At 54.0% G+C, this 23,360-nt stretch carries 21 protein-coding genes; 14 read left to right on the top strand and 7 right to left on the bottom strand.

Annotated elements, in window-relative coordinates; translation table 11 throughout:
* Positions 1 to 32: 32 nt before the first annotated feature.
* Together dps and rhtA are read right to left on the bottom strand one after the other, a co-directional pair.
* Positions 33 to 536 (bottom strand): DNA starvation/stationary phase protection protein Dps, encoded by a 504-nt coding sequence (dps, locus tag EL29_RS03965; protein WP_014593274.1) that lies wholly within the window; start codon positions 534 to 536, stop codon positions 33 to 35.
* A gap of 322 nt (positions 537 to 858) precedes the next feature.
* Entirely contained in the window at positions 859 to 1,770 is a 912-nt protein-coding gene (rhtA, locus tag EL29_RS03970) for a threonine/homoserine exporter RhtA (RefSeq protein ID WP_014606240.1), read from the bottom strand.
* Positions 1,771 to 2,136: 366 nt separating this feature from the next.
* Here rhtA and ompX point away from each other — a divergent pair, with 366 nt between their 5' ends.
* Positions 2,137 to 2,649 (top strand): outer membrane protein OmpX, encoded by a 513-nt coding sequence (gene ompX, locus EL29_RS03975; RefSeq protein WP_028714971.1) that lies wholly within the window; start codon positions 2,137 to 2,139, stop codon positions 2,647 to 2,649.
* Between the two features lie 439 nt (positions 2,650 to 3,088).
* Here the strand turns inward: ompX and EL29_RS03980 are convergent, their stop codons facing one another.
* Positions 3,089 to 3,277, bottom strand: coding sequence for a hypothetical protein (locus tag EL29_RS03980; RefSeq protein WP_014606238.1), 189 nt, complete (start codon positions 3,275 to 3,277; stop codon positions 3,089 to 3,091).
* A gap of 220 nt (positions 3,278 to 3,497) precedes the next feature.
* Here EL29_RS03980 and mntR point away from each other — a divergent pair, with 220 nt between their 5' ends.
* From mntR to EL29_RS04010, 6 genes are all read left to right on the top strand, one after another.
* Entirely contained in the window at positions 3,498 to 3,956 is a 459-nt protein-coding gene (mntR, locus tag EL29_RS03985) for a manganese-binding transcriptional regulator MntR (RefSeq protein ID WP_013025174.1), read from the top strand.
* Between the two features lie 24 nt (positions 3,957 to 3,980).
* The gene (locus EL29_RS03990; protein WP_014593277.1) at positions 3,981 to 5,090 is read left to right on the top strand and encodes an SLC13 family permease; all 1,110 of its coding nucleotides are present in this window, start codon (positions 3,981 to 3,983) and stop codon (positions 5,088 to 5,090) included.
* Positions 5,091 to 5,232: 142 nt separating this feature from the next.
* Entirely contained in the window at positions 5,233 to 6,378 is a 1,146-nt protein-coding gene (locus EL29_RS03995) for an HlyD family secretion protein (RefSeq protein ID WP_015700686.1), read from the top strand.
* Complete coding sequence (locus tag EL29_RS04000; RefSeq protein WP_014606236.1) at positions 6,375 to 7,943, top strand: DHA2 family efflux MFS transporter permease subunit; 1,569 nt, start codon at positions 6,375 to 6,377, stop codon at positions 7,941 to 7,943. The genes EL29_RS03995 and EL29_RS04000 overlap by 4 nt, the downstream gene beginning before the upstream one ends.
* A 1-nt stretch (position 7,944) precedes the next feature.
* On the top strand, positions 7,945 to 9,471 hold the full coding sequence (locus EL29_RS04005) for an efflux transporter outer membrane subunit (RefSeq protein ID WP_014593279.1): 1,527 nt from the start codon (positions 7,945 to 7,947) through the stop codon (positions 9,469 to 9,471).
* Positions 9,472 to 10,169: 698 nt separating this feature from the next.
* Complete coding sequence (locus tag EL29_RS04010; RefSeq protein WP_014606234.1) at positions 10,170 to 10,571, top strand: H-NS family histone-like protein; 402 nt, start codon at positions 10,170 to 10,172, stop codon at positions 10,569 to 10,571.
* 102 nt (positions 10,572 to 10,673) lie between these two features.
* Here EL29_RS04010 and EL29_RS23275 read toward each other — a convergent pair whose 3' ends face one another.
* Positions 10,674 to 10,799, bottom strand: a complete 126-nt coding sequence (locus EL29_RS23275; RefSeq protein ID WP_015700682.1) for a hypothetical protein — start codon at positions 10,797 to 10,799, stop codon at positions 10,674 to 10,676.
* 95 nt (positions 10,800 to 10,894) lie between these two features.
* Here EL29_RS23275 and EL29_RS04015 point away from each other — a divergent pair, with 95 nt between their 5' ends.
* On the top strand, positions 10,895 to 12,487 hold the full coding sequence (locus EL29_RS04015; protein ID WP_014606233.1) for an ABC-F family ATPase: 1,593 nt from the start codon (positions 10,895 to 10,897) through the stop codon (positions 12,485 to 12,487).
* Positions 12,488 to 12,632: 145 nt separating this feature from the next.
* On the opposite strand, the gene moeB is transcribed toward EL29_RS04015, so the two are convergent.
* Together moeB and moeA are read right to left on the bottom strand one after the other, a co-directional pair.
* Positions 12,633 to 13,391, bottom strand: a complete 759-nt coding sequence (moeB, locus tag EL29_RS04020; protein ID WP_013025181.1) for a molybdopterin-synthase adenylyltransferase MoeB — start codon at positions 13,389 to 13,391, stop codon at positions 12,633 to 12,635.
* On the bottom strand, positions 13,392 to 14,627 hold the full coding sequence (moeA, locus tag EL29_RS04025) for a molybdopterin molybdotransferase MoeA (RefSeq protein ID WP_014593281.1): 1,236 nt from the start codon (positions 14,625 to 14,627) through the stop codon (positions 13,392 to 13,394). It lies immediately after the preceding gene.
* Between the two features lie 218 nt (positions 14,628 to 14,845).
* Between moeA and EL29_RS04030 the strand changes: the two genes are divergently transcribed.
* From EL29_RS04030 to EL29_RS04055, 6 genes are all read left to right on the top strand, one after another.
* Positions 14,846 to 15,805 (top strand): isoaspartyl peptidase/L-asparaginase family protein, encoded by a 960-nt coding sequence (locus EL29_RS04030; protein WP_013025183.1) that lies wholly within the window; start codon positions 14,846 to 14,848, stop codon positions 15,803 to 15,805.
* Positions 15,756 to 17,678 (top strand): dipeptide ABC transporter ATP-binding protein, encoded by a 1,923-nt coding sequence (locus EL29_RS04035; RefSeq protein WP_235193297.1) that lies wholly within the window; start codon positions 15,756 to 15,758, stop codon positions 17,676 to 17,678. The genes EL29_RS04030 and EL29_RS04035 overlap by 50 nt, the downstream gene beginning before the upstream one ends.
* A 51-nt stretch (positions 17,679 to 17,729) precedes the next feature.
* Entirely contained in the window at positions 17,730 to 19,265 is a 1,536-nt protein-coding gene (gsiB, locus tag EL29_RS04040; RefSeq protein ID WP_013025185.1) for a glutathione ABC transporter substrate-binding protein GsiB, read from the top strand.
* Between the two features lie 143 nt (positions 19,266 to 19,408).
* Positions 19,409 to 20,335 carry a glutathione ABC transporter permease GsiC gene (gene gsiC / locus EL29_RS04045; RefSeq protein WP_029571406.1) on the top strand — a complete coding sequence of 309 codons (927 nt, stop codon included), beginning with the start codon at positions 19,409 to 19,411 and terminating at the stop codon, positions 20,333 to 20,335.
* Positions 20,335 to 21,240, top strand: a complete 906-nt coding sequence (gsiD, locus tag EL29_RS04050; protein ID WP_013025187.1) for a glutathione ABC transporter permease GsiD — start codon at positions 20,335 to 20,337, stop codon at positions 21,238 to 21,240. Before gsiC ends, gsiD begins: the two co-directional genes overlap by 1 nt.
* Entirely contained in the window at positions 21,237 to 21,686 is a 450-nt protein-coding gene (locus EL29_RS04055; RefSeq protein WP_014593286.1) for a DUF4385 domain-containing protein, read from the top strand. The genes gsiD and EL29_RS04055 overlap by 4 nt, the downstream gene beginning before the upstream one ends.
* Here the strand turns inward: EL29_RS04055 and rimO are convergent.
* Positions 21,683 to 23,011 (bottom strand): 30S ribosomal protein S12 methylthiotransferase RimO, encoded by a 1,329-nt coding sequence (rimO, locus tag EL29_RS04060; RefSeq protein ID WP_013025189.1) that lies wholly within the window; start codon positions 23,009 to 23,011, stop codon positions 21,683 to 21,685. The two genes, EL29_RS04055 and rimO, sit on opposite strands and share 4 nt — an antisense overlap.
* Positions 23,012 to 23,360: the final 349 nt, after the last annotated feature.

Raw genomic sequence — 23,360 nt, forward strand, 5'->3', positions numbered from 1 at the left:
TTCCCCGCCTGTTGACACCTCAGTGTCTGGCATTATTCGATATTGGATTCGATAAACCACAGGAATTTATCAAGGTCACGCGAGGCGGCAGTGAAAATATCTGCAGTATCTTCGTCTTTAACTTCCGAAATCGCTTTACGCGTATCGTTAGCGACAATGCCGTAACGATCGGCCAGCGCTTTCAGATGATCTTGTACGCTGTGAATATTTAACGGATAGCTTTTCAGCGGAGTCTTGTCGTTCACAACTTGGGTGGTACCCAGTGCCACACCGCCCAACTGCACAACACGTTCTGCGATAGTATCCTGGTGATCGGTAATCGCGGTGCGGAAGCCATCCAGCATCTCATGCACGCCGATGAAGTTTGCACCACGCATGTTCCAGTGGGCTTGCTTGGTGATCAACGACAGATCAATGAACTCCACTACCAGGCGGTTGAGCACCTCAATGGTGGCTCTCTTTTCGTCATCTGCCACATCATTACGGGTGTAAAGTAGATCAGAAGATTTTGTTTTAACCAGTTTAGCGGTACTCATTGTTTCAGTCCTCTCATTCAATGGTTGTCCTAATCAAGTACGAAACTTAGTATAGCAGCGATTCCGGGATTTGCAGGATTGGCCTTATCAATGGCTGAAATAGCATCTGCCTTAGCTCTAACGACGTAAATACCAAAAGAGTTAATAATATGTTAAATTTAACAGCGCTTCAAAGGTAATAAAAATCAGTTGGTTAGGTGTACCTTTTGGAAAGGTATTCTGTGTGTTTCAAAATATTAATTTTCAATGACATTTCTAATGAAATAATTATCAAGATGATTTTTATTGTTATTTAGCCTGTTTTTCAACAGGCTAAAGCGGATTATTTTTTTGCGTTGTCGGTCAATTCAACTTCATTTAACTGACTCTTTCTTGGACGCATCGTCAGGGTGGCGCCTGCGGAAGCCAGAATGATGGCCAGCAACGCCAGACATTGCTTACCCGAAAGGCTTTCATGCAGATACATCATCCCCGACAGAGCTGCCACTGCAGGCTCAAGGCTCATCAATGTGCCAAAGATGCGCGCCGGCAAGCGCGTTAATGCCACCATTTCCAGCGAGTAGGGCAGTGCTGTAGAAAGAAACGCCACCAGAATCGCGACGGGAACCACGCTCCACTGCCAGATGCCACTGGCGGCAAACGTCAGACCCACGGGAACAAAAACCAGCGAGGCAATAAGCGATCCGATGGCCACGGTCGCAGCACCATGTTCTGCCCCTGCGCGCTGGCCCGATAAGATATATATCGCCCAACAGGCGCCGGCACCCAGCGCGAACAGCGCGCCGACCGGATCCACCGAGGCAATGCCGGTGCTAAACGGCAGCAGGAACCACAGCCCTGCCACGGCAAGCAGGACCCAGACAAAGTCCAGCGCGCGGCGCGAACCGAGCAGCGCCAGCGTCAGTGGACCGACAAACTCCAGGCCCACCGCAATGCCTAAGGGCACGGTACGGATGGAGAGGTAGAACAAGAAGTTCATCGCGCCCAGTGACAAACCATAAATCAGCAGTGGCGTACGTTGTTCCCGGCTAAAACGCAGTCGCCAGGGTTTGAAAATAATGCACAGGATCAGGGTGCCAAATCCCAGACGCAGCGCAGTAATGCCGGTTGCGCCCACGGTGGGAAACAGGGTTTTCGCCAGCGAGGCACCGCCCTGAAGTGACAACATTGAGACAAGCAGAACAATAACGGGAATAAAAACGGGTGTAATGGACTTTAATGAGGTGGCTGACATCCTGTAGGCACTTCCCAAACATGAGCTAAAGATGACCAGTGTAATGGAAGTGGCGGTCAAAAAGAGGACGTAAACCGATTTTAATTTTGTCTGTTTGCCTGGATTTTAGGCACATTTGCGGCTGCAAAAGTAAATTAATGTCAGGATTTTTTAGGAATTAACTTAAAGCATGAAAATTTATTAAGCAGGTTTGTTGCAATCATATGACGTATTTTATAAGAAAAAAGAATGACATACGAAACTTCATTAACTTCCTGTTACACCAAACTATGTGTTAGACAACAAAATGCGGGCAGAGTTTCTCGCTAATTTTTGTTATATTTTTAGCGTTGTCAGGAGAGAAGTACTTTCACATTTGAGGTGGTTATGAAAAAAATTGCATGTCTTTCAGCATTAGCCTGTGTGTTAGCAGTAGCGACAGGTTCCGCCATGGCACAAAGCACTGTAACCGGTGGCTACGCACAGAGCGACTACCAGGGCGTTGCTAACAAAGCAAACGGCTTCAACCTGAAATATCGTTATGAAGACGGTTCTAACCCACTGGGTTGGATCGGCTCATTCACCTACACCGAGAAAGATCGTACCGAAGATGGCATTTACAATAAAGGCCAGTACTACGGCATCACCGGTGGTCCAGCATTCCGTCTGAATGACTGGGCAAGCATCTATGGTGTAGTCGGTGTTGGCTACGGTAAATACCAGCAGAACGACACTGTTTCACGCGGCAAAACTGATACCAGCGATTACGGTTTCTCTTACGGCGCAGGTATGCAGTTCAACCCAATGGAAAACGTTGCACTGGACGTGGGCTATGAGCAGAGCCGCATCCGTAGCGTTGACGTTGGCACCTGGATTGCTGGCGTAGGTTACAGCTTCTAAGTGATCTTAGTCGAGTTTAAAAAAACGGCCCTGTTAAGGGCCGTTTTTATTGGTGACAAAAAAACAGCCCGCCAGAGAGCGTCAGCCTGGCCTTCACGCCTTCCCAATATCGTCCATTACCCTGACTCCCTGCCGGATGCGGCGCCGCAGCCTGTCTCCCTCTGAGCTTACCGGCTTGCTCGTGCTGAAAACGACGGCTGCACAATGAGAAAAGCGATCCGCCAGGCGATGCCGGAGACAGCCACGTGGTCGTGGGTTGCAAAATAAACGTGGGATTGCCACAGACAGGGTGATGCAAAAGTAAGAAGCGCTGGACGTGCAAACGGGCGACAGCAAAAGGCAAAACGTGCGCGAATGGCACAGCCAGACAGCGAAAAAGAAGGCCGTGCAGCCTGAAGATGGCACCTTCAGGCTTGCAGCCAGAAGGCGGTATCAACGATTAGCCGCGCCAGATCAGTTTCTGGCAGTGGCGTTCTTCAGGTTCGTGACCCAGGAGTTTGTTGATCAACATCAGGCGCAGCGTAAAAGGGGAACGCGTCAGCAGGCACCACCAGGATTTCATACCTGATGTAGATTTTTCTGCCTGAAAGCATTTGCCGCAGTCGATGCAGCTTTTCAGGGTGCTCATAACATCACCTCCCAATTAATTTAACGCAACGGTAAGCAGACTGGCCTAATCGTGCTTTAATGCACCACTCTGTTTACATTATCAACAAATATAGCATTGGCTATATCGTTTAGCCAAGGCTAACGACGAAAAATTTGAGCTTATTTGCGCCTGGTTTACAATGAGCGCAGCTAAATCCATACGGCAGGGCTGGTGTGGAAAAAAATAAAGAGGAAGCTGAATGAGTCGTCGTGCCAAAAGCGTGGTTTCTGCCCCGCAAGGACCACTAAAAGATATTGAAGAGCATGTCGAAGGGTTTCGGCAGGTGCGCGAGGCGCATCGCCGTGAGCTGATTGATGATTATGTTGAGCTAATCTCTGATTTAATTGGTGAATTTGGTGAAGCACGTCAGGTCGATATGGCGGCGCGCCTGGGGGTTTCGCAACCCACCGTCGCAAAAATGTTAAAGCGATTAGGTACCGCCGGGCTGGTAGAGCAGGTCCCTTATCGTGGTGTCTTTTTGACACGTGAAGGCGAAAAGCTGGCTGAAGAGAGCCGCGCCCGCCATCATATTGTTGAAACCTTTCTGTTAGCGCTTGGCATCAGTCCGGAGACGGCACGGCGCGATTCAGAAGGCATTGAACATCACGTGAGTGATGAAACCCTGGCTGTATTCCAGAAATTTTACGAAAACAATTAACCCTCAGGTAAGGCGCCGGACATCATGCCCATCGTGCTTCGCTCATTTTTGCATGACCATATATTGCACTTGTTAGTCGTTGTTGGGGTTGTTCTGCTGTTTCTTGCTGACTATCGCTGGCCGGATCTTCCCGCCGCGGTGGACTGGCATACCATCATTACCCTGAGTGGATTACTTATCCTCACAAAAGGGTTAGAAACCAGCGGGTATTTTGATGTTCTCGGGGCCAGGTTAATTGCGCGCTTCAAACACGAACGCACGCTGGCACTCTTTATGGTGCTGGCGGCGGCGCTGCTGTCGACCTTCTTAACCAACGATGTGGCGCTGTTTATTTTGGTGCCGCTGACGCTGACGTTACGCAAATTTTCGCATTTACCTATCTCGCGCCTGATTATCTTTGAAGCGCTGGCGGTCAATGCCGGTTCGCTACTCACCCCGGTGGGCAATCCACAAAATATTTTGCTCTGGAGCCACGGCTCTTTGAGCGTGGGCGGTTTTATCTTGCAAATGACGCCGCTGGCCGCCTGGCTGCTGTTGAGCCTGATGGTGGTGACCTGGTTCAGCTTTGCCAAACGCACGATTGACAAGCACGAGACCAGCGAAGAGCACAGCTGGCAGAAACCCCTTTTTGCCGTCAGTGTCGTGCTGTATCTGCTTTTTATTGCCGCGCTGGAATGGCATGTGACCGGTTGGGCCCTGTTGCTGATTATGGTGTGTTTCCTGATTATGGCGCGTCAGGTCTTGCTCAATATCGACTGGAGCCTGCTGGTGGTCTTCATCGTGATGTTCCTGGATGTCTTCTTGCTGACGCGTTTACCGGTCGTTCAGGCGCATTTCGATGCCATTACGCATCTGGGCAAAGGCGAGCTTTATCTGCTGGCCATCGGTCTGTCCCAGGTCATCAGTAATGTGCCGGCCACCATCCTGCTACTGCAAAAAGTGCAGCCGACAGAAGTGCTTGCCTGGGCGGTCAATATTGGTGGCTTTGGTTTGCTTCCCGGTTCGCTCGCTAACCTTATTGCGCTACGAATGGCCAAAGATCGCGCCATCTGGTGGCGTTTTCATCTCTTCTCCGTGCCCTTACTCGCCTGGTCAATGCTCACGGGGTGGCTGTTGCTGAAACTGGTCGCCTGACTCAGACACATCCTGCCGCGGTGCAGGATGTGCTGCCTTTCTCAAGTTACGTAAAGTTGTACTGGATTTTGTCAGTTTTCGATCTAATGTTTAGTGGACTTTCTACGCCCAGGACAGAGGGCCTTAGCCAGCGACGGACACTATGAGCGAGAACAACAACCGCGATTCACATCAGGAAGACGCAGAAAACGCGCCAGATAAAAACAGCCAGCCACATGACAATCAGGATCATGACGACGAAAAGCCGCGCAAACGCCCCGGCAAAAAACCGTTAATCATCCTGGCCGTTGTCGTGGTGGTCATGCTAATCGTGGCCTTTTTCTTCTGGTTTACGACCCGTAACGAAGAAACCACTGACGACGCCTTTACCGAAGGCAATGCGGTCACCATTGCCGCAAAAGCGTCCGGCTATGTTGTTAAACTGCTGGTTAACGATAACCAACGCGTCAGGAAGGGCGATCTGCTGGTTGAAATCGATCCGAGTGACAATGAGGCCCAGCGTGCTCAGGCTAAAGCCCAGTTGGGTCTGGCCACGGCACAGCTGCATCAGGCACAGGCGCAGTTAGCGCTCTCTCGTGTTCAGTATCCGGCCCAGCGCGATCAGGCGCTGGCCGACCAGGCGAAAGCCGAAGCCAACTACATGAACGCCCAGGCGGACTACCGGCGCCAGCGTGGCGTCGATCCGCGTGCCACCAGCCAGCGAAACATCGACTCGGCATCTGCACAGCTCCGTTCTGCGCAGGCACAGCTGCAAAGTGCCAAAGCTCAGGTGGAAGTGGCCTCGCAGGTTGCCCTGCAAATTCGTCAGCAGGAAACCAATGTTGAAGCGCGTCAGGAGCAGGTTGAGCAGGCCAAAGCGCAGCTCAACGTGGCTGAGCTGAATCTCTCTTACACTCAGGTTCGTGCGCCTTACGATGGCTTTGTCACGAAGCGCAATGTCCAGATGGGCACGCTGGTCCAGGCGGGAAGTGCTCTGTTCTCGCTGGTTTCTCCGGACATCTGGATCACCGCAAACTTTAAAGAGTCTCAGCTTGAGCGAATGAATCCCGGTGACAAAGTGGCAATCAGCGTAGACGCCTGGCCAGACATGAAGCTGGAAGGGCATGTCGACAGTATTCAGATGGGCACAGGATCGCGTTTCTCCACCTTCCCGTCTGAGAATGCCACGGGTAACTACGTGAAAATTGTCCAGCGTGTTCCGGTGAAAATCGTGATTGATAAAGGGCTGGATCCAAACCGACCGCTGCCACTGGGATTATCGGTTGAACCCAAGGTAACCGTGGAATGAGCGAATCGCAGAGCTGGAAACCCGCCAGTAACCCCTGGCTAGTGGCCATTACGGTCACGCTGGCGGTATTTATGGAAATCCTGGATACCACCATCGTTAACGTGGCCCTGCCGCACATTGCGGGTTCACTCTCTTCCAGTTACGATGAATCAACCTGGGTATTGACGTCGTATCTGGTAGCGAACGGTATCGTGCTGCCCATCTCTGCCTTTTTCAGCCGTCTGTTTGGCCGCAAACAGTTTTTTTTAATCTGCATTGTGATGTTTACCATCTGCTCCTTCCTGTGCGGTATTGCCACGGAACTCTGGCAAATTATTCTGTTTCGCGTCCTGCAGGGCTTTTTTGGCGGCGGGCTGCAGCCGGTACAACAGTCGGTGCTGCTCGACTACTTCAAACCCGAAGATCGGGGCAAAGCGTTTGGCCTTTCTTCCATCGCGATTATCGTTGCGCCGGTTATTGGCCCGACGCTGGGTGGCTGGATCACCGATAATTACAGCTGGCGCTGGGTATTCTTTATTAATATCCCGGTCGGCGTGCTGACCATCATGGCCATTTTACCCTTGCTGGAAGATCCGCCGTGGGAGCGTAAATGGGCCAAGGGCAAACTCAAGATCGACTATATCGGCATCAGCCTGATTACGCTCGGCCTGGGATGTTTGCAGGTCATGCTGGATCGTGGCGAGGATGAAGACTGGTTCGCCTCGCACTTTATCGTCCTGTTTGCCGTGCTGGCGCTGGTCGGGATCGTGGGGGCCATTTACTGGCTGATGTATGCCCGTAAACCGGTCGTTGACATTCTGGTCATGAAAGATCGCAATTTCTGGGTCGCCGGTTTATTAATGGCCGGCATGGCGATGATACTTTACGGCAGCTCGGTGGTTCTGCCCCAGCTGGCGCAGCAGGATCTCGGCTACACGGCGACCTGGTCGGGACTGGTGCTGTCTCCCGGCGCGGTGTTGATTGTCTTGACCATTCCGCTGGTCTTGAAACTGATGCCGGTGGTGCAGACCCGCTACATTATTGCCTTTGGTTTTAGCTGCCTGGCGCTGGCCTTCTTCTATTCAGCGTCCTTAACGCCTAATGTCGATTTCACTACGCTGGTCATGATGCGCAGTGCGCAGTCAATTGGCCTGGGCTTCCTGTTCGTGCCGTTGACTACCATTGCCTTTATTACGATTCCCCAGCGCCTGAATGCGGACGCCTCAGCCCTGTTCACCATGTTCCGTAACGTAGCGGGTTCGATTGGTATCTCGTTGTCCACTGCGGCGATTACTGAACGGGAGCAGGCGCGTTCGGCCCATATGGTGCACAACATGACGCCGCTGAACGAACAGTTCAACATCACCGTTCAGCACTGGGCACAGGCGATTCGCGACTTCACTTCTGCGGTGGGCGATCCCGTTACGTTGGCAACGGGTCAGCTCTACAAAGAGATGATTGTCCAGTCCCGCATTCTGGCTTATATCGACGTCTTTTCAGGCTTGAGTATCGTTGCCCTGATTTTGATTCCATTTTGTTGGCTGCTGTCGCCTGTCAAGAGCGAAGGCAGTGCAGGAGCACACTGACATGAAAGTTATGACTACGCATCGCCTGAATCCACTCAACCTGATGCTGTTGTTCGCCCTGACGGGCTGCAGCGTTGGCCCGGACTACCAGGCGCCAAAGCCCCAGCTCCCGGGCAGCTATCACGCGCTGGATTCACAGGAAACCTCAAGGCCGCAAACGTCAGCGGTGGATTCGCGCTGGTGGCGCAATTTCGGGGATCCTCAGCTCGATAGCCTGATTGCGCGCGCCATCGAAGGTAACCTCTCATTACAACAGGCTGTATTGCGCATTGCCGGGGCGCGCGAGCAGTTATCACAGGCGCAGGGCGGGTTGTTTCCCAGCCTTAACGGTTCAGCCAAAGTTACCCGTCAGCAGCTTGGCCTGGAAGGGCTACTGAAAGCCAACGGTGCCGACCAGCTCGACAGTAATGTCGCCAGCCAGCTGAACGGCCTGACACAGCCCGTCACGCTGTATCAGGGCAGTTTCGATGCCAGTTGGGAACTGGATCTATGGGGCAAGGTGCGCCGCCAGATCGAGTCAGCGAATGCCCAACAGCAGGCGGCGATTGAGCAGCGCAACGACGCGCTGGTGTCGCTTGAGGCCGAAGTGGTGCGCGCGTGGTTACAGCTGCGTGGCGCGCAGGCAACGGTAAAAACATTACAACAACAGATTGCGGTGGCGGATCAGACCTGGCAACTGACGGAAAGCCAACAGCGCAACGGCTTAGCGCCAGTCACGAATGTCGAAAATGCCCGCGCGCAGTTAAGCAGTCTGCAGGCGCAGTTGCCGCAGTATCAGGCACAAACGCGCCAGGCGATGAACGGGCTGGCCGTGCTGTTGGGCAAAACGCCGGGCGCGCTGGATGCCGAGTTAAGCGAGCCGAAAGCACTGCCTGCACTGCCTGCGTTTGTTTCTGTGGGCATTCCTTCCACACTGGCGCGACGTCGTCCGGATATTCGTCAGGCAGAAGCCACACTGCATGCACAGACCGCCGAGATTGGCGTGTCTGTTGCGCAGCTGTTCCCCAGCCTGTCGCTGACCGGTCAGTTGGGCGTGCGTAACACTGACGTCAGCTATCTTGATAACTGGAGCAGTCATTTCTACAGCGTGGGACCGTCGTTATCTATTCCCATCTTCCAGGGGGGAAGGCTGGTTTCCAGCGTCAGGCTGGCGCGGGCGCAACAGGCCAGCGCGGCACTGAACTACCGTCAGACGGTGCTGACTGCCCTGCAGGATGTGGAAAATGCCCTGGTCAGTTACCGTGCCGATCAGCAACGGGTAACGGCACTGGATGAAACGACTGGCGCGCTGCAGCGTACCTTCGATCTGGCCAGTGACAGTTATCGTCAGGGATTATCCACTTTCCTCGAGGTGCTGGATGCACAGCGCCAGCTGGCGCAGGCCCGGGAACAGGCGACCCAGGCGCGCATGCAAAGCGGGCTGGATCTCGTCGCCCTGTATAAAGCCTTAGGGGGCGGCTGGGAGACCTACCAGAACGTGCAGTTGCCGCAGTACGATGTATTTGGTCCCGCCACGCAGGTGAACTAAGCGTTCAGGCCGTGCCCCCTGTTAAAAGGGCGCGGCCTGACAATCCGCTCTACTGATACCCATGATTTATTATTTATGCGTTTTATCGTCAAATAAAAATCATCAAACGCCTCATGTTACTCTGTCGAACTCGCCGCCCAACGACGCTCCGCTATTTATCTTTTACGCCCGACGTTAAGAGAAGGAATCACGTCCTCGCCGAAGTAGCACTCACCGGGTCTGTAAACGCGCGCGTATTTTTTTACGTCAGAGAAACGCAGGAACGCGCGATACAAACGCCGGAATGATAAAAAAGCATCCCGATATTGTCCCGGGTAACCGGATAACTTTGCCGTTATATGCAGGTTAATTTTGTGAGCGGCAGAGCGGTCGTGGTGAGAAAAACAGACGGGAAGGCAGCGAATTTAATGCAAATTCTTTAAAGACGATAAAATAATCGACCGGAACGTTATAAAGTTTTGGGGTGGATTCATGCAGCGTGCGTAATCAATGAAATCGTTTACATTGTGCAAGGATAGCAGGCGTTTAGTGTTAATTCGTGGTTAATAATCTCTCCACATAAGGATTCTGAATACTTCACGGCCATTTAAAAAAACACTCGGAATTATCTGTAGTAATAAATTAATTTATTTTTTTATTTGAATTAGGTAGTCTTGTCGCTACAGTTTAATTAAACCCCCTTAATCAAGGATATTGTGATGAGTGACGCATTTAAAGTTCTAAACAACATTCGCACATTACGTGCCCAGGCTCGTGAACTGCCACTGAGCGATCTGGAAGAGATTCTTGAGAAATTGACCGTCGTTGTGACTGAACGCCGTGAAGAAGCTCACGCTGAAGAGCAGCAGAATCGTGAAAAAGAAGAGAAGTTATCTAAATATCGCGAAATGTTGCTGGCTGACGGCATCGATCCTAATGAATTATTAGGTGCCCTGGAGCAGGGTAAAAAACGCACTAAGCGTGCGCCGCGTCCGGCTAAATATTCTTACACCGACGAAAACGGCGAGAAAAAATCATGGACCGGCCAGGGCCGCACCCCAGCAGCTATTAAAAAAGCGCTGGATGAAGGTAAAAGCCTGGACAGTTTCCTGATCGATTAATCGACACAATCCTTGTAAGCGGTAGCCGGGTGCATTTATGTTCCCGGCTTTTTTTATTTAAAAAACCCTGCGTGCCGTTTCCCTGTTTACGATCTCCACACGTTAATTAATCTCGTCGTGCGTGACGGCAACGTCTGTGGCATGCGTGGCAACCCGATGCGACCTGCGCGCCAGCTGCAGGAAACCGTGCAGGACGATAATTAAAAGTTGCGCGTTTTCAAGGGACACTAAGGCAATCCTTGCCGGAGACTGGCGTGCGCTACGTCACATCTGGCATAATAGCCGCCGTTTTTCCATCCACTCTCTTCACTAAGGTCAACGCCGTGTTAGTTAGCAGCAATATCACCATGCAGTTTGGCAGCAAGCCACTGTTCGAAAATATCTCCGTAAAATTTGGCGGCGGTAATCGTTACGGTTTAATCGGTGCGAACGGCAGCGGAAAATCCACCTTCATGAAGATTTTGGGTGGCGATTTGGTGCCATCAGGCGGCAATGTCTCTTACGATCCTAATGAACGTATTGGTAAATTACGTCAGGATCAGTTCGCCTTCGAAGAATATAGCGTGTTAGATACGGTCATCATGGGGCACCATGAATTATGGGAAGTGAAGCAGGAACGTGACCGTATTTATTCCTTACCTGAAATGACAGAAGAGGAAGGCTACAAAGTGGCCGACCTTGAAGTGCTGTATGGTGAAATGGATGGCTACAGCGCTGAACCGCGCGCCGGTGAATTATTACTGGGCGTCGGTATTCCGGTAGAGCAGCATTATGGCCCAATGAGCGAAATTGCCCCGGGTTTTAAATTACGTGTTCTCCTGGCTCAGGCATTGTTTTCCAACCCGGATATTTTGCTGCTGGACGAACCGACTAACAACCTGGATATCGATACTATTCGCTGGCTGGAGCAGGTCCTCAACGAACGCGACAGCACCATGATTATCATTTCGCACGACCGTCACTTCCTCAATATGGTCTGTACCCACATGGCTGATTTGGACTACGGCGAACTGCGTGTTTATTCTGGTAATTATGATGAATATATGACCGCTGCCACCCAGGCGCGTGAGCGACTGTTATCGGATAACGCCAAGAAAAAAGCACAAATTGCCGATCTGCAATCCTTTGTCAGCCGTTTTAGTGCTAATGCCTCTAAATCACGTCAGGCGACATCGCGTGCGAAACAGATGGACAAAATAAAGCTGGAAGAGGTAAAAGCCTCCAGTCGTCAGAACCCATATATTCGATTCGAACAGGATAAGAAACTGTTCCGTAATGCACTGGAAGTCGAAGCGTTGACGAAAGGGTTTGATAACGGTCCGCTGTTTAAAAATTTAAATCTGTTGCTGGAAGTGGGCGAAAAGCTGGCGATCCTCGGCGCTAACGGTATTGGTAAATCCACGCTGTTAAAAACGCTTGTCGGTGAACTGACGCCGGAAAGCGGCAGCGTTAAATGGTCTGAAAACGCGAAGATTGGTTATTATGCCCAGGATCATGCAGACGATTTTGCTAACGACCTGACGGTATTCGACTGGATGAGCCAGTGGAAACAGCAGGGCGATGATGAACAGGCCGTGCGTGGGATTCTTGGCCGCCTCCTGTTTTCACAGGACGATATTAAAAAACCGGCTAAGGTGCTGTCGGGTGGGGAAAAAGGTCGGATGCTGTTTGGCAAGCTGATGATGGAAAAGCCCAACATCCTGATTATGGATGAGCCGACAAACCACCTTGATATGGAATCCATTGAGTCATTAAACATGGCGCTGGAAATGTATGAAGGTACGCTGATTTTTGTATCTCATGACCGTGAGTTCGTCAGTTCACTGGCGACGCGAGTGATGGAAATCAAAGCCGATCGCATTGTGGACTTCACCGGTAATTACGAAGATTACCTGCGCAGCCAGGGCATCGTCTAACAAGAACGGGGTAGCGATGGCTACCCCGTTATCGTTTGGGTCTGTGCGTCAGGGTGGATTGCCTGCGACGATCCGGCTTAAAATCCTTTCGTTACCTGACCTGCAGCCCCCTCCGCTTTACGCATGAACCCTATCCATTAACGGCTCAGTCATGATGTCCGCAGACTTCACAATGGGGATCCTGCGCGACCTTCAGGGTACGAAACTCCGCGCTCAGCGCATCGTACATCAGCAAACGTGAGCGCGCCGGTGAGCCGAAGTGCGTCAGCAGCTTCAGGGTTTCCATCGCCTGCATCGCACCCACCACGCCCACCAGCGGCGCCATTACGCCGGCCTCCACACAGCTCAGAACCTGGGCGCCAAACAGCCGGCTGATGCAGCGATAACAGGGCGTATCGGGTTGCCAGTCAAATACGCTGAGCTGGCCTTCCATACGAATCGCCGCGCCTGAGACCAGCGGCACTTTCAACTGGTAGCATAACCGGTTAATTTGCTCGCGCACCGCCACATTGTCCGTGCAGTCCACCACCACCTGCTGCCGGGCAATCAGGGCGTTGAGCGCCTCATCGTCCAGTTGACCCTGCACAGCCTGTAACTGGCAGTGAGGATTAATGGCGGCCAGCGTTTCCCGGGCGGATTCCACCTTGGCGCGGCCAATATCGGCATCGTAATGCAAAATCTGTCGCTGCAGATTAGAAAGTGAGACCGTATCAAAGTCCACTAGCGTAAGATTGCCTACGCCCGCTGCCGCCAGATAGGGCGAGGCCGCACAGCCTAAACCGCCCAGCCCGACAATCAGCACATGACTGGCTTTTAATCGTTCCTGACCGTCAAAGTCAAAACCACGCAATACAATCTGTCGGTTGTAGCGCAGCATCTCTTCGTGGCTCAGTTCGGGCAGCATTTACCCCTCCAGCAGCGTATTAAAGGGTTCGACATCCACCCATTCACCTGCTTCAACAGGGCCGCGATCGCGTTCCAGCACAATAAAGCAGTTGGCCTGAGAAAAAGAGCTGTAGACATGGGATCCCTGCGCGCCGGTGCTGACAACCTCTGGTTCACCCTGGCTGTTTTGCCGCAGAACGCCACGCTGGAAATCCAGCCGGCCAGGCGATTTTTTCAACGCGGTTGCCGTGCGTACGCGCTGGCGGGGCGGCAGCGCGGCAGCCGTTTGTCCCGTCAGGGTGGACAGCAGCGGCTGCACCAGTTGATAGAAGGTCACTACGGCAGAAACCGGATTTCCGGGTAAGCCGCAGAACCAGCTGTTCGCCAGACGACCAAAAGCAAAAGGTTTACCGGGTTTCATCGCCAGCTTCCAGAAGCGAATCACGCCGAGTTCTTCCAGCATCGTTTTGGTGAAATCGGCTTCGCCCACCGAAACGCCGCCGGTACTGATGACCACATCAGCCTGGCGATCGGCTTCGGTAAAGGCCGCACGCAGTGCAGCAGGATCGTCTTTGATAATGCCCAGATCGATAACCTCGCATCCCAGCTTGTGCAGCATCAGCGAAATCGCAAAACGGTTGGTGTCATAGATTTGCCCCGCCGCTAACGGCTGTCCCACAGGCTGAAGTTCGTCGCCGGTGGAAAAAATCGCGACGCGCAGTTTACGCAGCACCCGCACGGTCGCGATCCCCAGCGAGGCCAGTAAGGGCAGTTCGGCAGCACCCAGACGCACGCCCGCCGCCAGCACCTGATGGCCAGCCCGAATATCGTCACCCGTCAGCCGGATATTTTGTCCGGCGTTGACCGGGGCGGTGATAATCACCTTCTCATCCTGCAGACGGGTTTCCTCCTGCATAACGACCGCGTCACAACCGGCAGGTACAGGGGCGCCCGTCATTATTCTGATCACGCTACCCGCCGGCCATTCACCGCTAAACGGGGCCCCGGCAAAGGCTTTACCTGCAACCCGCAGAGGCTGGTTACTCTCAATATCAGCCAGCCTGACGGCGTAACCATCCATCGCCGAGTTGTTGAAAGGGGGAACATCGATCGGTGACGTGACCGCGCAGGCAGTAATGCGCCCGGCCGCGTCTGGCAGGCTCAGCTCAAGCGAGTCTGTGATGGGCGTTAGCGACGCCAGCATCTTTTGTTGCGCGTCCTCAAGGGAAATCAGTCCGGCAGTAAAGCTTTCCATTCTATTCTCAGCTTGTCTGTTGCAAGGGCTGTCTATTATGGTGACTTTTCCCTTCAGAGTCACATCGGCATAAGGCACAACGAAAGGTTATTAGCGCATTGTCAGTTTCCGCTTTACAACCTATAGCGGGCTTTCTATATTCAAAAATGGTCCAAACCGAGTTAAAACCATTCAAAATCAGTGTTTTTCCTTCTGATGCAACCACAGGGTAACGCAGTATGGCTAAAGCAGCGATCGCCATTCATGGCGGTGCGGGGGCAATTACCCGTGCCGCCATGAGCGCAGAAAAAGAGCAGGCATACCGACAGGCGCTTTACGACATTGTGACGCACGGGCAGAGCATGCTGGCTCAGGGGGCTTCTGCGCTGGATACGGTGACTGAGGCGGTGCGCAGGCTTGAGGAGTGCCCGTTATTCAATGCAGGTAAAGGCGCGGTGTTTACGCGGCAGGGCACCCATGAACTGGATGCCTGCATCATGGATGGCCGGACGTTACAGGCCGGCGCAGTGGCGGGCGTATCGCGTATACGCAATCCGGTGCTGGCGGCCCGCGCGCTGTTGGAAAACAGCCCGCACGTGTTGTTGGCGGGCGAGGGCGCTGAAGCGTTTGCCCGGGCACAAGGCCTTGAGCAGGTTGAACCTGATTTCTTTTCTACGCCTGAACGTTGGGAGCAACTGCAGCGCGCGCTCGGCAGCGATACCGCGCTGTTGGACCATGATGGTGCGGCCCAGGGCGGCGATCCCCTTGATCCGGACCGTAAGTTCGGCACGGTGGGGGCGGTTGCGCTGGACAACGACGGCAATCTCGCCGCCGCCACCTCTACCGGCGGGATGACCAATAAACAGGTTGGCCGCATTGGCGACTCGCCCTTACCCGGTGCGGGTTGCTATGCCAGCAACGACAGCGTTGCGGTGTCCTGTACCGGTACCGGAGAAGTGTTTATCCGCACGCTGGCCGCTTACGATGTGGCGGCGCAGATGCGCTACGGTGGACGCACGTTACAACAGGCCAGCGTAAATGTTATTCACGACAGCGTGCTGGAGTTAGGCGGCAGCGGCGGGCTGATTGCGGTTGATCGTGAGGGCAACGTCGCGCTGCCTTTCAACAGCGAAGGCATGTACCGGGCTTATGCCCGCACAGATGAGGCCGCAGAGGTGGCAATTTACCGTGAAAGCTAATCGTGAGGCCCTCCACAACAGCCTGTCTGGCACAACAGTATTGACCGACGAGCAGGTGCTGGCCGTACGCGATCTCAACGTGCGTTTTGAAAACGATGGCGTAGTCACCCAGGCTGTACGCCATCTTTCCCTTGACGTCTACCGGGGTAAAACCCTGGCCCTGGTGGGCGAGTCTGGTTCGGGCAAGTCAGTGACCTCGCTGGCGTTGATGCGCCTGATTGAGCAGGCCGGCGGAGACGTCAGCGGCGAGATCCTGTTGCGCGGTCGTAACGGCGAGGTACGGGATCTGATGCGCATGCCGCGCGGTCAGATGCGGCAGGTGCGCGGGGCCGATATGGCGATGATCTTCCAGGAACCCATGACGTCGCTTAATCCGGTGTTCTCGGTTGGCGAGCAGATTGCCGAATCCATTCGTCTTCATCAGGGCCAATCCCACGCCGGGGCGCTGGCAGAAGCGCGTCGCATGCTCGACAGGGTACGTATTCCCGATGCGCAAAAGATCCTGCGCCGCTTTCCCCACCAGCTCTCGGGCGGCATGCGTCAGCGCGTAATGATTGCCATGGCGCTGTCATGTCAACCTGCGCTGCTGATTGCAGATGAACCCACCACCGCGCTTGACGTGACGATTCAGGCGCAGATTCTGCAACTGATTCGCGAACTGCAAAAAGAGATGCGGATGGGGGTGATTTTTATCACTCACGATATGGGCGTGGTGGCTGAAATGGCTGACCGGGTACAGGTGATGTACCGTGGCGAAGTGGTGGAAAATGCCGAAACGGCTCAGCTGTTCAGTGCGCCCTGCCAGGCTTACACGCGCGCCCTACTGGCCGCCGTACCGGCGCTGGGTGCCATGCGGGGCCAGCCGCTGCCCGCCAGGTTCCCGCTGATTGGCAGCGGCGACGAACCGGCAGTACCACAGAATACCGTACGCCACGATCGGCCACCGATTTTACAGGTACGCAATCTGGTCACGCGGTTTGATATCCGCTCAGGGTTATTTAACCGGGTGAAAAGTCGGGTACATGCGGTCGAGAATGTCAGTTTTGATCTCTACGCAGGTGAAACGCTGGCGCTGGTGGGGGAGTCCGGATGCGGAAAATCCACCACTGGACGCTCCCTGCTAAAGCTGGTTGCCAGCCAGGGCGGCAGTATCACCTTTAACGGTCAGCGCATAAACGATCTCTCCGGTCCTGCCCTGGCCCATCTGCGGCGCGATATTCAGTTTATTTTTCAGGATCCCTATGCGTCGCTGGACCCTCGCCTGACCGTCGGCTTCTCTGTTATGGAGCCACTGCTGGTCCACAAGGTGATGCCGCGCCATGAAGCAGAGCAGCGCGTCGCGTGGTTGCTGGAAAAGGTCGGGTTATTGCCGGAGCATGCAAGGCGCTATCCCCATGAGTTCTCCGGCGGCCAGCGGCAGCGTATTTGCATTGCGCGGGCGCTGGCGCTGAACCCGAAAGTGGTGATTGCCGATGAGTCGGTTTCGGCGCTGGATGTGTCTATTCAGGCACAGATTATTAACCTGATGCTGGATTTACAGCGCGAGTTTGGCATCGCATTTTTGTTTATTTCCCATGACATGGCGGTCGTTGAGCGCATCAGCCATCGTGTTGCGGTGATGTATCTTGGACAAATCGTCGAGATGGGGCCGCGTCAGGCGGTGTTTGAACGCCCGCAGCATCCTTACACCAAAAAGCTTATGGCCGCCGTGCCGATTGCCGATCCGTCGCAGCGGCAGCGCGAGCGCAGTTTATTGGTCGATGAGATCCCCAGCCCAATTCGTTCACTGGGCGACGAACCCGAAACGGTTTCGCTGATGGAAGTCGCGCCCGGCCATTTCGTGGCACGTCACGCAAGCGCGCGACCTGAATAACTAAGCCGTCGCTACGGCGACAAATCAGACAGGGATAACAAGGAGAAGACAATGCAGATAACGATGCGAAAAGGCTTACTGGCAGCGGGCGTACTCAGCAGTGCAATGGCGTTACCCGCCTGGGCCGCACAGGATGCAGTCATTGCCGTGGCCTCTAATTTCACCACCCTCGATCCCTACGACGCTAACGATACGCTGTCGCAGGCGGTCGCAAAGTCGTTCTATCAGGGGCTGTTCGGCTTTGATAAAGACATGAAGCGCATCAACGTCCTGGCGGACAGCTACCAGGTGAGCGAGGATGGTCTGACCTATACGATTAAACTGCACTCCGGCGTGAAGTTTCAGGATGGCACCGACTTTAATGCCGAGGCGGTGAAGGCCAACCTCGACCGTGCCAGTAATCCCGATAATCATCTGAAACGCTATAACCTGTTCAAATATATCGCCAGCACGGAAGCCGTCGATCCTGTGACGGTGAAAATCACGCTCAAACAGCCTTTCTCGGCCTTTATCAATATTCTGGCGCACCCGGCCGCCGCGATGATCTCGCCCGCTGCGTTGAAAAAATATGGTAAGGAGATTGGGTTCCATCCGGTGGGAACCGGGCCGTTTGAATTCGTCACCTGGAACCAGACCGACTTCGTTAAGGTAAAAAAATGGGATGGCTACTGGAAGAAGGGCTATCCAAAACTCGACAGTATTACGTGGCGTCCGGTGGTGGATAACAACACCCGTGCGGCCATGCTGCAAACGGGCGAGGCGAACTTTGCTTTCCCGGTGCCCTACGAGCAGGCCAAACTGCTGGAGAAAAACAGCAAGCTTGACGTGGTGGTCTCGCCCTCGATCATGCAGCGCTATATCAGCCTGAACGTGACACAAAAGCCTTTCGATAATCCCAAGGTGCGTGAGGCGCTGGAATACGCGATTAATCGTCAGGCCCTGGTCAAAGTCGCGTTTGCCGGTTATGCCACACCGGCTACGGGTATTGTGCCGCCATCGATTGAGTACGCTCAAACCTATCCGCCCATTCCCTATGATCCTGCCAAAGCAAAAGCGTTGCTGAAAGAAGCCGGCTATCCGAACGGGTTTGAAACCACGCTCTGGTCCTCTCACAACCACAGTACGGCACAGAAAGTTCTGCAGTTTGTGCAGCAGCAGCTGGCACAGGTGGGCGTTAAGGTGAAGGTTACCGCCATGGATGCGGGACAGCGCGCGGCGGAAGTGGAGGGCAAAGGTCAGAAAGAGAGCGGCGTACGCATGTTTTATACCGGCTGGTCTGCCTCCACCGGGGAAGCTGACTGGGCATTAACGCCGCTGTTTGCCACGACCGCCTGGCCGCCAGCGATCTTTAATACTGCCTTCTACAGCAATCCGAAAGTCGATAAGGATCTGGCCGATGCGTTGAAAACCACCGACAGCAAGCAAAAAGCCGAACTCTACAAAGATGCGCAGGATACGATCTGGAACGATCATCCCTGGATTCCACTGGTGGTGGAGCAGTTGGTTTCAGCCCACAGCAAAAACCTGAGTGGCTTTTATATGATGCCGGATACCTCATTTAGTTTTGACGATGCCGAGCTGAAGTAACCCGGCGGACCCGTTCAGGTTGACGCGAGGGGGCACGGCCCACAGCCAAACCTGAGCGGGCCGTGTAATGCCCGCTTTTGCCGTGTGTGCTGAAGCGGGCGGGCAGGCCAGCCGCGACGGCTGGCGGCTGTGTAGGATCTGACATGTTTAACTATTTTCTGAAACGACTGCTGGGCCTGATTCCCACGCTGTTTATCGTGGCGGTGCTGGTGTTTATGTTTGTGCACTTACTGCCGGGGGATCCCGCACGCCTGATTGCCGGCCAGGAAGCCGATGCCTCCGTCGTCGCGCTGGTACGCCAGGAGTTGGGGCTGGATCAACCGTTGCCACTGCAGTTCTGGCACTTTGTCGTCAATGCCCTACAGGGGGATTTTGGCCAGTCGCTGGTGTCGAGGCGGCCGGTTTCACAGGAAATCGCCACCCGCTTTATGCCAACCTTATGGCTGACCTTAGTTAGTATGGTATGGGCGGTGATCCTGGGAATGGCGATTGGCATTGTTTCTGCGGTGTGGCGCAATCGCTGGCCGGACCGCCTGGGCATGACGCTGGCGGTTTCGGGCATTTCCTTTCCGGCGTTTGCCCTTGGCATGCTGCTGATGCAGGTGTTTTCTGTCCAGCTGGGCTGGCTACCCACGGGGGGAGCCGATAGCTGGCAGCACTACATTTTGCCTTCCGTTACCCTGGGGGCGGCCGTCGCCGCCGTCATGGCGCGTTTTACCCGGGCCTCTTTTGTTGAGGTGATGCAGGAAGATTACATGCGCACCGCGCGCGCGAAAGGGGTGCGTGAATCCGGCGTGGTGATTAAACACGGATTACGGAATGCCATGATTCCGGTAGTGACCATGATGGGCCTGCAGTTTGGTTTCCTGCTGGGCGGGTCGATTGTGGTGGAGGTGGTTTTCAACTGGCCGGGGTTGGGGCGTCTGCTGGTGGATTCAGTGCAGATGCGTGACTATCCGGTCATTCAGGCGGAGGTGCTGCTGTTTTCGCTGGAGTTTATCCTGATTAACCTGTTTGTCGATATGTTATATGCCGTCATTAACCCGGCGATTCGCTTTAAGGACACCTGATGAAAAACTGGCGACGGGAAGCGGCATTAAAAAGTATGCCGCTGTTAAACGGCAACCGGGTGAGAACACCGTGGCGCGAGTTCTGGCGGCGCTTTCGCCATCAGCCCGTGGCGTTGCTGGCCGGTCTCTTCGTGCTGGTGCTGATTGTGTTGGCATTCACGGCACCGGCCATTGCGCCGTTCGACGCTGAAAATTATTTTGACTATGACCGCCTGAATGACGGGCCTTCCCTGATGCACTGGTTTGGCGTGGACTCACTGGGCCGCGATATTTTCAGCCGCGTACTCGTGGGCACCCGAATTTCGCTGATTGCCGGTTTTGTCTCCGTGGCAATAGGCGCGTTTATCGGCACCCTGGCGGGCCTGCTGGCGGGCTACTACGAAGGCTGGTGGGACAGGATAACCATGCGCGTTTGTGACGTCCTGTTTGCCTTTCCCGGTATTCTGCTCGCCATTGCCGTGGTGGCCATTATGGGCACCGGTATCAGCAACGTGATTATCGCCGTGGCGATCTTCAGTATTCCGGCGTTTGCCCGTCTGGTGCGCGGCAATACGCTGGTGCTGAAACATCAAACCTATATCGAGTCTGCACGCAGCATCGGGGCATCCGACTGGACGATTATCCTGCGCCACCTGTTGCCAGGGACGGTATCGTCCATTGTGGTGTACTTCACTATGCGCATCGGTACCTCGATTATCACGGCGGCAAGCCTGTCATTTTTGGGACTGGGCGCGCAACCGCCCACGCCGGAGTGGGGTGCCATGCTCAACGAAGCGCGGGCCGATATGGTCATTGCGCCGCATGTGGCGATTTTTCCGGCGCTGGCCATTTTTTTTACGGTTTTAGCCTTTAATTTGCTTGGCGACGGGCTACGTGACGCACTTGATCCTAAACTTAAGACATGAAACCTTTTGATTATGACCAGGACTTCAGCACCATCGATTTTCGCAAGCAGCCTGAGCGTTACCAGGTGGGGCGCGGAGAGCAGGGCGTGCTCATGGTCCAGCCTTATAAGGGCGAGATCTTACCGCACTGGCGTTTTCGTACCGTTGAGGTTGCCAAAGCTTCGGCAGAAGAAATCATGGCGCTGTTCGAAGCCTATCGCCAGCAGGATGATTTTGTCGGCATGGACATGGCACGCAAATTTATCCAGATGGGTTATACCCGCGCGCGTCGCTACAGCAACCACAAGGGCGGACGGAAATACGATGCCCAGGGCAAGGAATTGCCTTGGGGCAGGGACGAAGAAAAGGCCGCTGCGGCGGCCATTTTCAAAGCATACTGGGACAAGCTACGTGCTGATGATGACTACCTGGCGCGCAAAAAAGCGCACCAGCAGAAGTACGGTTAAGCGCGGCTGGCCCACAAATCGTATTCGTCTGCGTGTTCCACCTTCACGCGCAGGACATCACCCGGCTTAACGTTGCTCTCGCCGTTCAGGTAAACGGCGCCGTCGATTTCCGGCGCATCAGCCATGCTACGACCAATCGCTCCTTCTTCATCGACCTCATCAATGATGACCATAATCTCGCGTCCCACTTTTTCCTGCAGGCGTTCAGCAGAGATCTGCTGCTGCAACTGCATAAAGCGGTCGTAACGCTCTTGCTTAACAGCTTCATCAACCGGATCGGGCAACTGGTTCGCCGTTGCGCCTTCGACCGGGCTGTACTGGAAACAGCCTACGCGATCCAGACGGGCTTCTTTAATGAAGTCCAGCAGCATCTGGAAGTCTTCTTCGGTTTCTCCGGGGAAGCCAACGATAAAGGTTGAGCGCAGGGTTAACTCAGGGCAGATTTCACGCCAGCGCTTAATGCGCTCCAGCGTCCGTTCTACTGCGCCAGGACGTTTCATCAGTTTAAGAATGCGTGGGCTGGCATGCTGTAACGGAATATCGAGATACGGCAGAATTTTGCCTTCAGCCATCAGCGGAATAACGTCATCAACGTGGGGATACGGATAGACATAATGCAGGCGGACCCAGACGCCGAGTTTGGCTAACTGCTCACACAGGCTGACCATGCTGGTTTTTACCGGCGCACCGTTCCAGAAGCCCGTCCGGTGCTTCACGTCCACGCCGTAGGCTGAGGTATCCTGTGAAATCACCAGCAACTCTTTCACACCGGCTTCAACCAGACGTTTCGCTTCATCCAGTACTTCACCAATGGCACGGCTGTCGAGATCGCCACGCATCGAAGGAATAATGCAGAAGGTGCAGCGATGGTTACAGCCTTCAGAAATCTTCAGGTAGGCGTAATGGCGCGGCGTCAGCTTCACGCCCTGTTCCGGCACAAGGCTCAGGAACGGGTTGTGCTGCGGCTTAGGCACGTAGCGATGCACGTGCGACAGCACCTGTTCATAGCTGTGTGGACCCGTAATCTCCAGCACCTTCGGATGCACCTCACGAATCTGGTCGACTTTGGCGCCCAGACAGCCGGTCACGATGACCTTACCGTTTTCGTTCAGGGCTTCACCGATCGCTTCCAGAGATTCCTGGACGGCGCTGTCGATAAATCCGCAGGTGTTAACAATAACGATTTCAGCATCGTCATAGCGTGGTACCACCTCATAACCCTCGGTGCGCAGTTCCGTCAGGATGCGCTCTGAGTCAACAAGGTTTTTTGGACAGCCGAGCGAGACAAATCCGACGCGCGGCGGCAATGTATTGGTAGTGGACATAAGGTGGTTTCCGGTTCAGCACAGCAATGGCGCGCGATTTTACCTGTGTTGTGATGAAAATTGTAGCGTTATCTGTAAGGGATTAGTTAAGCGTAAAGTAACGCAAAAACCCGTAAAGGTCTGCACCCATCGCCCGGGGTCGGACGGCAGAACACGAGGGCAACCGAAAGTCAGTAACTCACCGTTGTGTAAAAGAATTTCTAATAAACACCGAATAATCAGGTGGATAAATATTAAACATCTTTAACTTTACGACAGCGATTTTGGTCACATTCTAAGTTGATATTTGCTTGTTTTCATTAATAATGAATCGCTTAACCAGTACTGAAGGCGTCGTTTCTTCAGATCA

Origin of the sequence: Pantoea ananatis LMG 2665, from assembly GCF_000710035.2 — a bacterium.
In the GTDB taxonomy this organism is placed as follows: domain Bacteria; phylum Pseudomonadota; class Gammaproteobacteria; order Enterobacterales; family Enterobacteriaceae; genus Pantoea; species Pantoea ananatis.

What these genes read in the sequence shown, in the direction of transcription:
- gsiC (WP_029571406.1), top strand. Translation starts at nt 19,409, where the DNA reads ATGTTTAACTATTTTCTGAAACGACTGCTGGGCCTGATTCCCACGCTG.
- EL29_RS04010 (WP_014606234.1), top strand. Translation starts at nt 10,170, where the DNA reads ATGAGTGACGCATTTAAAGTTCTAAACAACATTCGCACATTACGTGCC.
- moeB (WP_013025181.1), bottom strand. Translation starts at nt 13,391, where the DNA reads ATGCTGCCCGAACTGAGCCACGAAGAGATGCTGCGCTACAACCGACAG.
- rhtA (WP_014606240.1), bottom strand. Translation starts at nt 1,770, where the DNA reads ATGTCAGCCACCTCATTAAAGTCCATTACACCCGTTTTTATTCCCGTT.
- EL29_RS03980 (WP_014606238.1), bottom strand. Translation starts at nt 3,277, where the DNA reads ATGAGCACCCTGAAAAGCTGCATCGACTGCGGCAAATGCTTTCAGGCA.
- mntR (WP_013025174.1), top strand. Translation starts at nt 3,498, where the DNA reads ATGAGTCGTCGTGCCAAAAGCGTGGTTTCTGCCCCGCAAGGACCACTA.
- EL29_RS03990 (WP_014593277.1), top strand. Translation starts at nt 3,981, where the DNA reads ATGCCCATCGTGCTTCGCTCATTTTTGCATGACCATATATTGCACTTG.
- EL29_RS03995 (WP_015700686.1), top strand. Translation starts at nt 5,233, where the DNA reads ATGAGCGAGAACAACAACCGCGATTCACATCAGGAAGACGCAGAAAAC.
- ompX (WP_028714971.1), top strand. Translation starts at nt 2,137, where the DNA reads ATGAAAAAAATTGCATGTCTTTCAGCATTAGCCTGTGTGTTAGCAGTA.
- EL29_RS04005 (WP_014593279.1), top strand. Translation starts at nt 7,945, where the DNA reads ATGAAAGTTATGACTACGCATCGCCTGAATCCACTCAACCTGATGCTG.
- dps (WP_014593274.1), bottom strand. Translation starts at nt 536, where the DNA reads ATGAGTACCGCTAAACTGGTTAAAACAAAATCTTCTGATCTACTTTAC.
- gsiD (WP_013025187.1), top strand. Translation starts at nt 20,335, where the DNA reads ATGAAAAACTGGCGACGGGAAGCGGCATTAAAAAGTATGCCGCTGTTA.
- EL29_RS04055 (WP_014593286.1), top strand. Translation starts at nt 21,237, where the DNA reads ATGAAACCTTTTGATTATGACCAGGACTTCAGCACCATCGATTTTCGC.
- gsiB (WP_013025185.1), top strand. Translation starts at nt 17,730, where the DNA reads ATGCAGATAACGATGCGAAAAGGCTTACTGGCAGCGGGCGTACTCAGC.
- rimO (WP_013025189.1), bottom strand. Translation starts at nt 23,011, where the DNA reads ATGTCCACTACCAATACATTGCCGCCGCGCGTCGGATTTGTCTCGCTC.
- EL29_RS04035 (WP_235193297.1), top strand. Translation starts at nt 15,756, where the DNA reads ATGCCCGCACAGATGAGGCCGCAGAGGTGGCAATTTACCGTGAAAGCT.
- EL29_RS04000 (WP_014606236.1), top strand. Translation starts at nt 6,375, where the DNA reads ATGAGCGAATCGCAGAGCTGGAAACCCGCCAGTAACCCCTGGCTAGTG.
- moeA (WP_014593281.1), bottom strand. Translation starts at nt 14,627, where the DNA reads ATGGAAAGCTTTACTGCCGGACTGATTTCCCTTGAGGACGCGCAACAA.
- EL29_RS04030 (WP_013025183.1), top strand. Translation starts at nt 14,846, where the DNA reads ATGGCTAAAGCAGCGATCGCCATTCATGGCGGTGCGGGGGCAATTACC.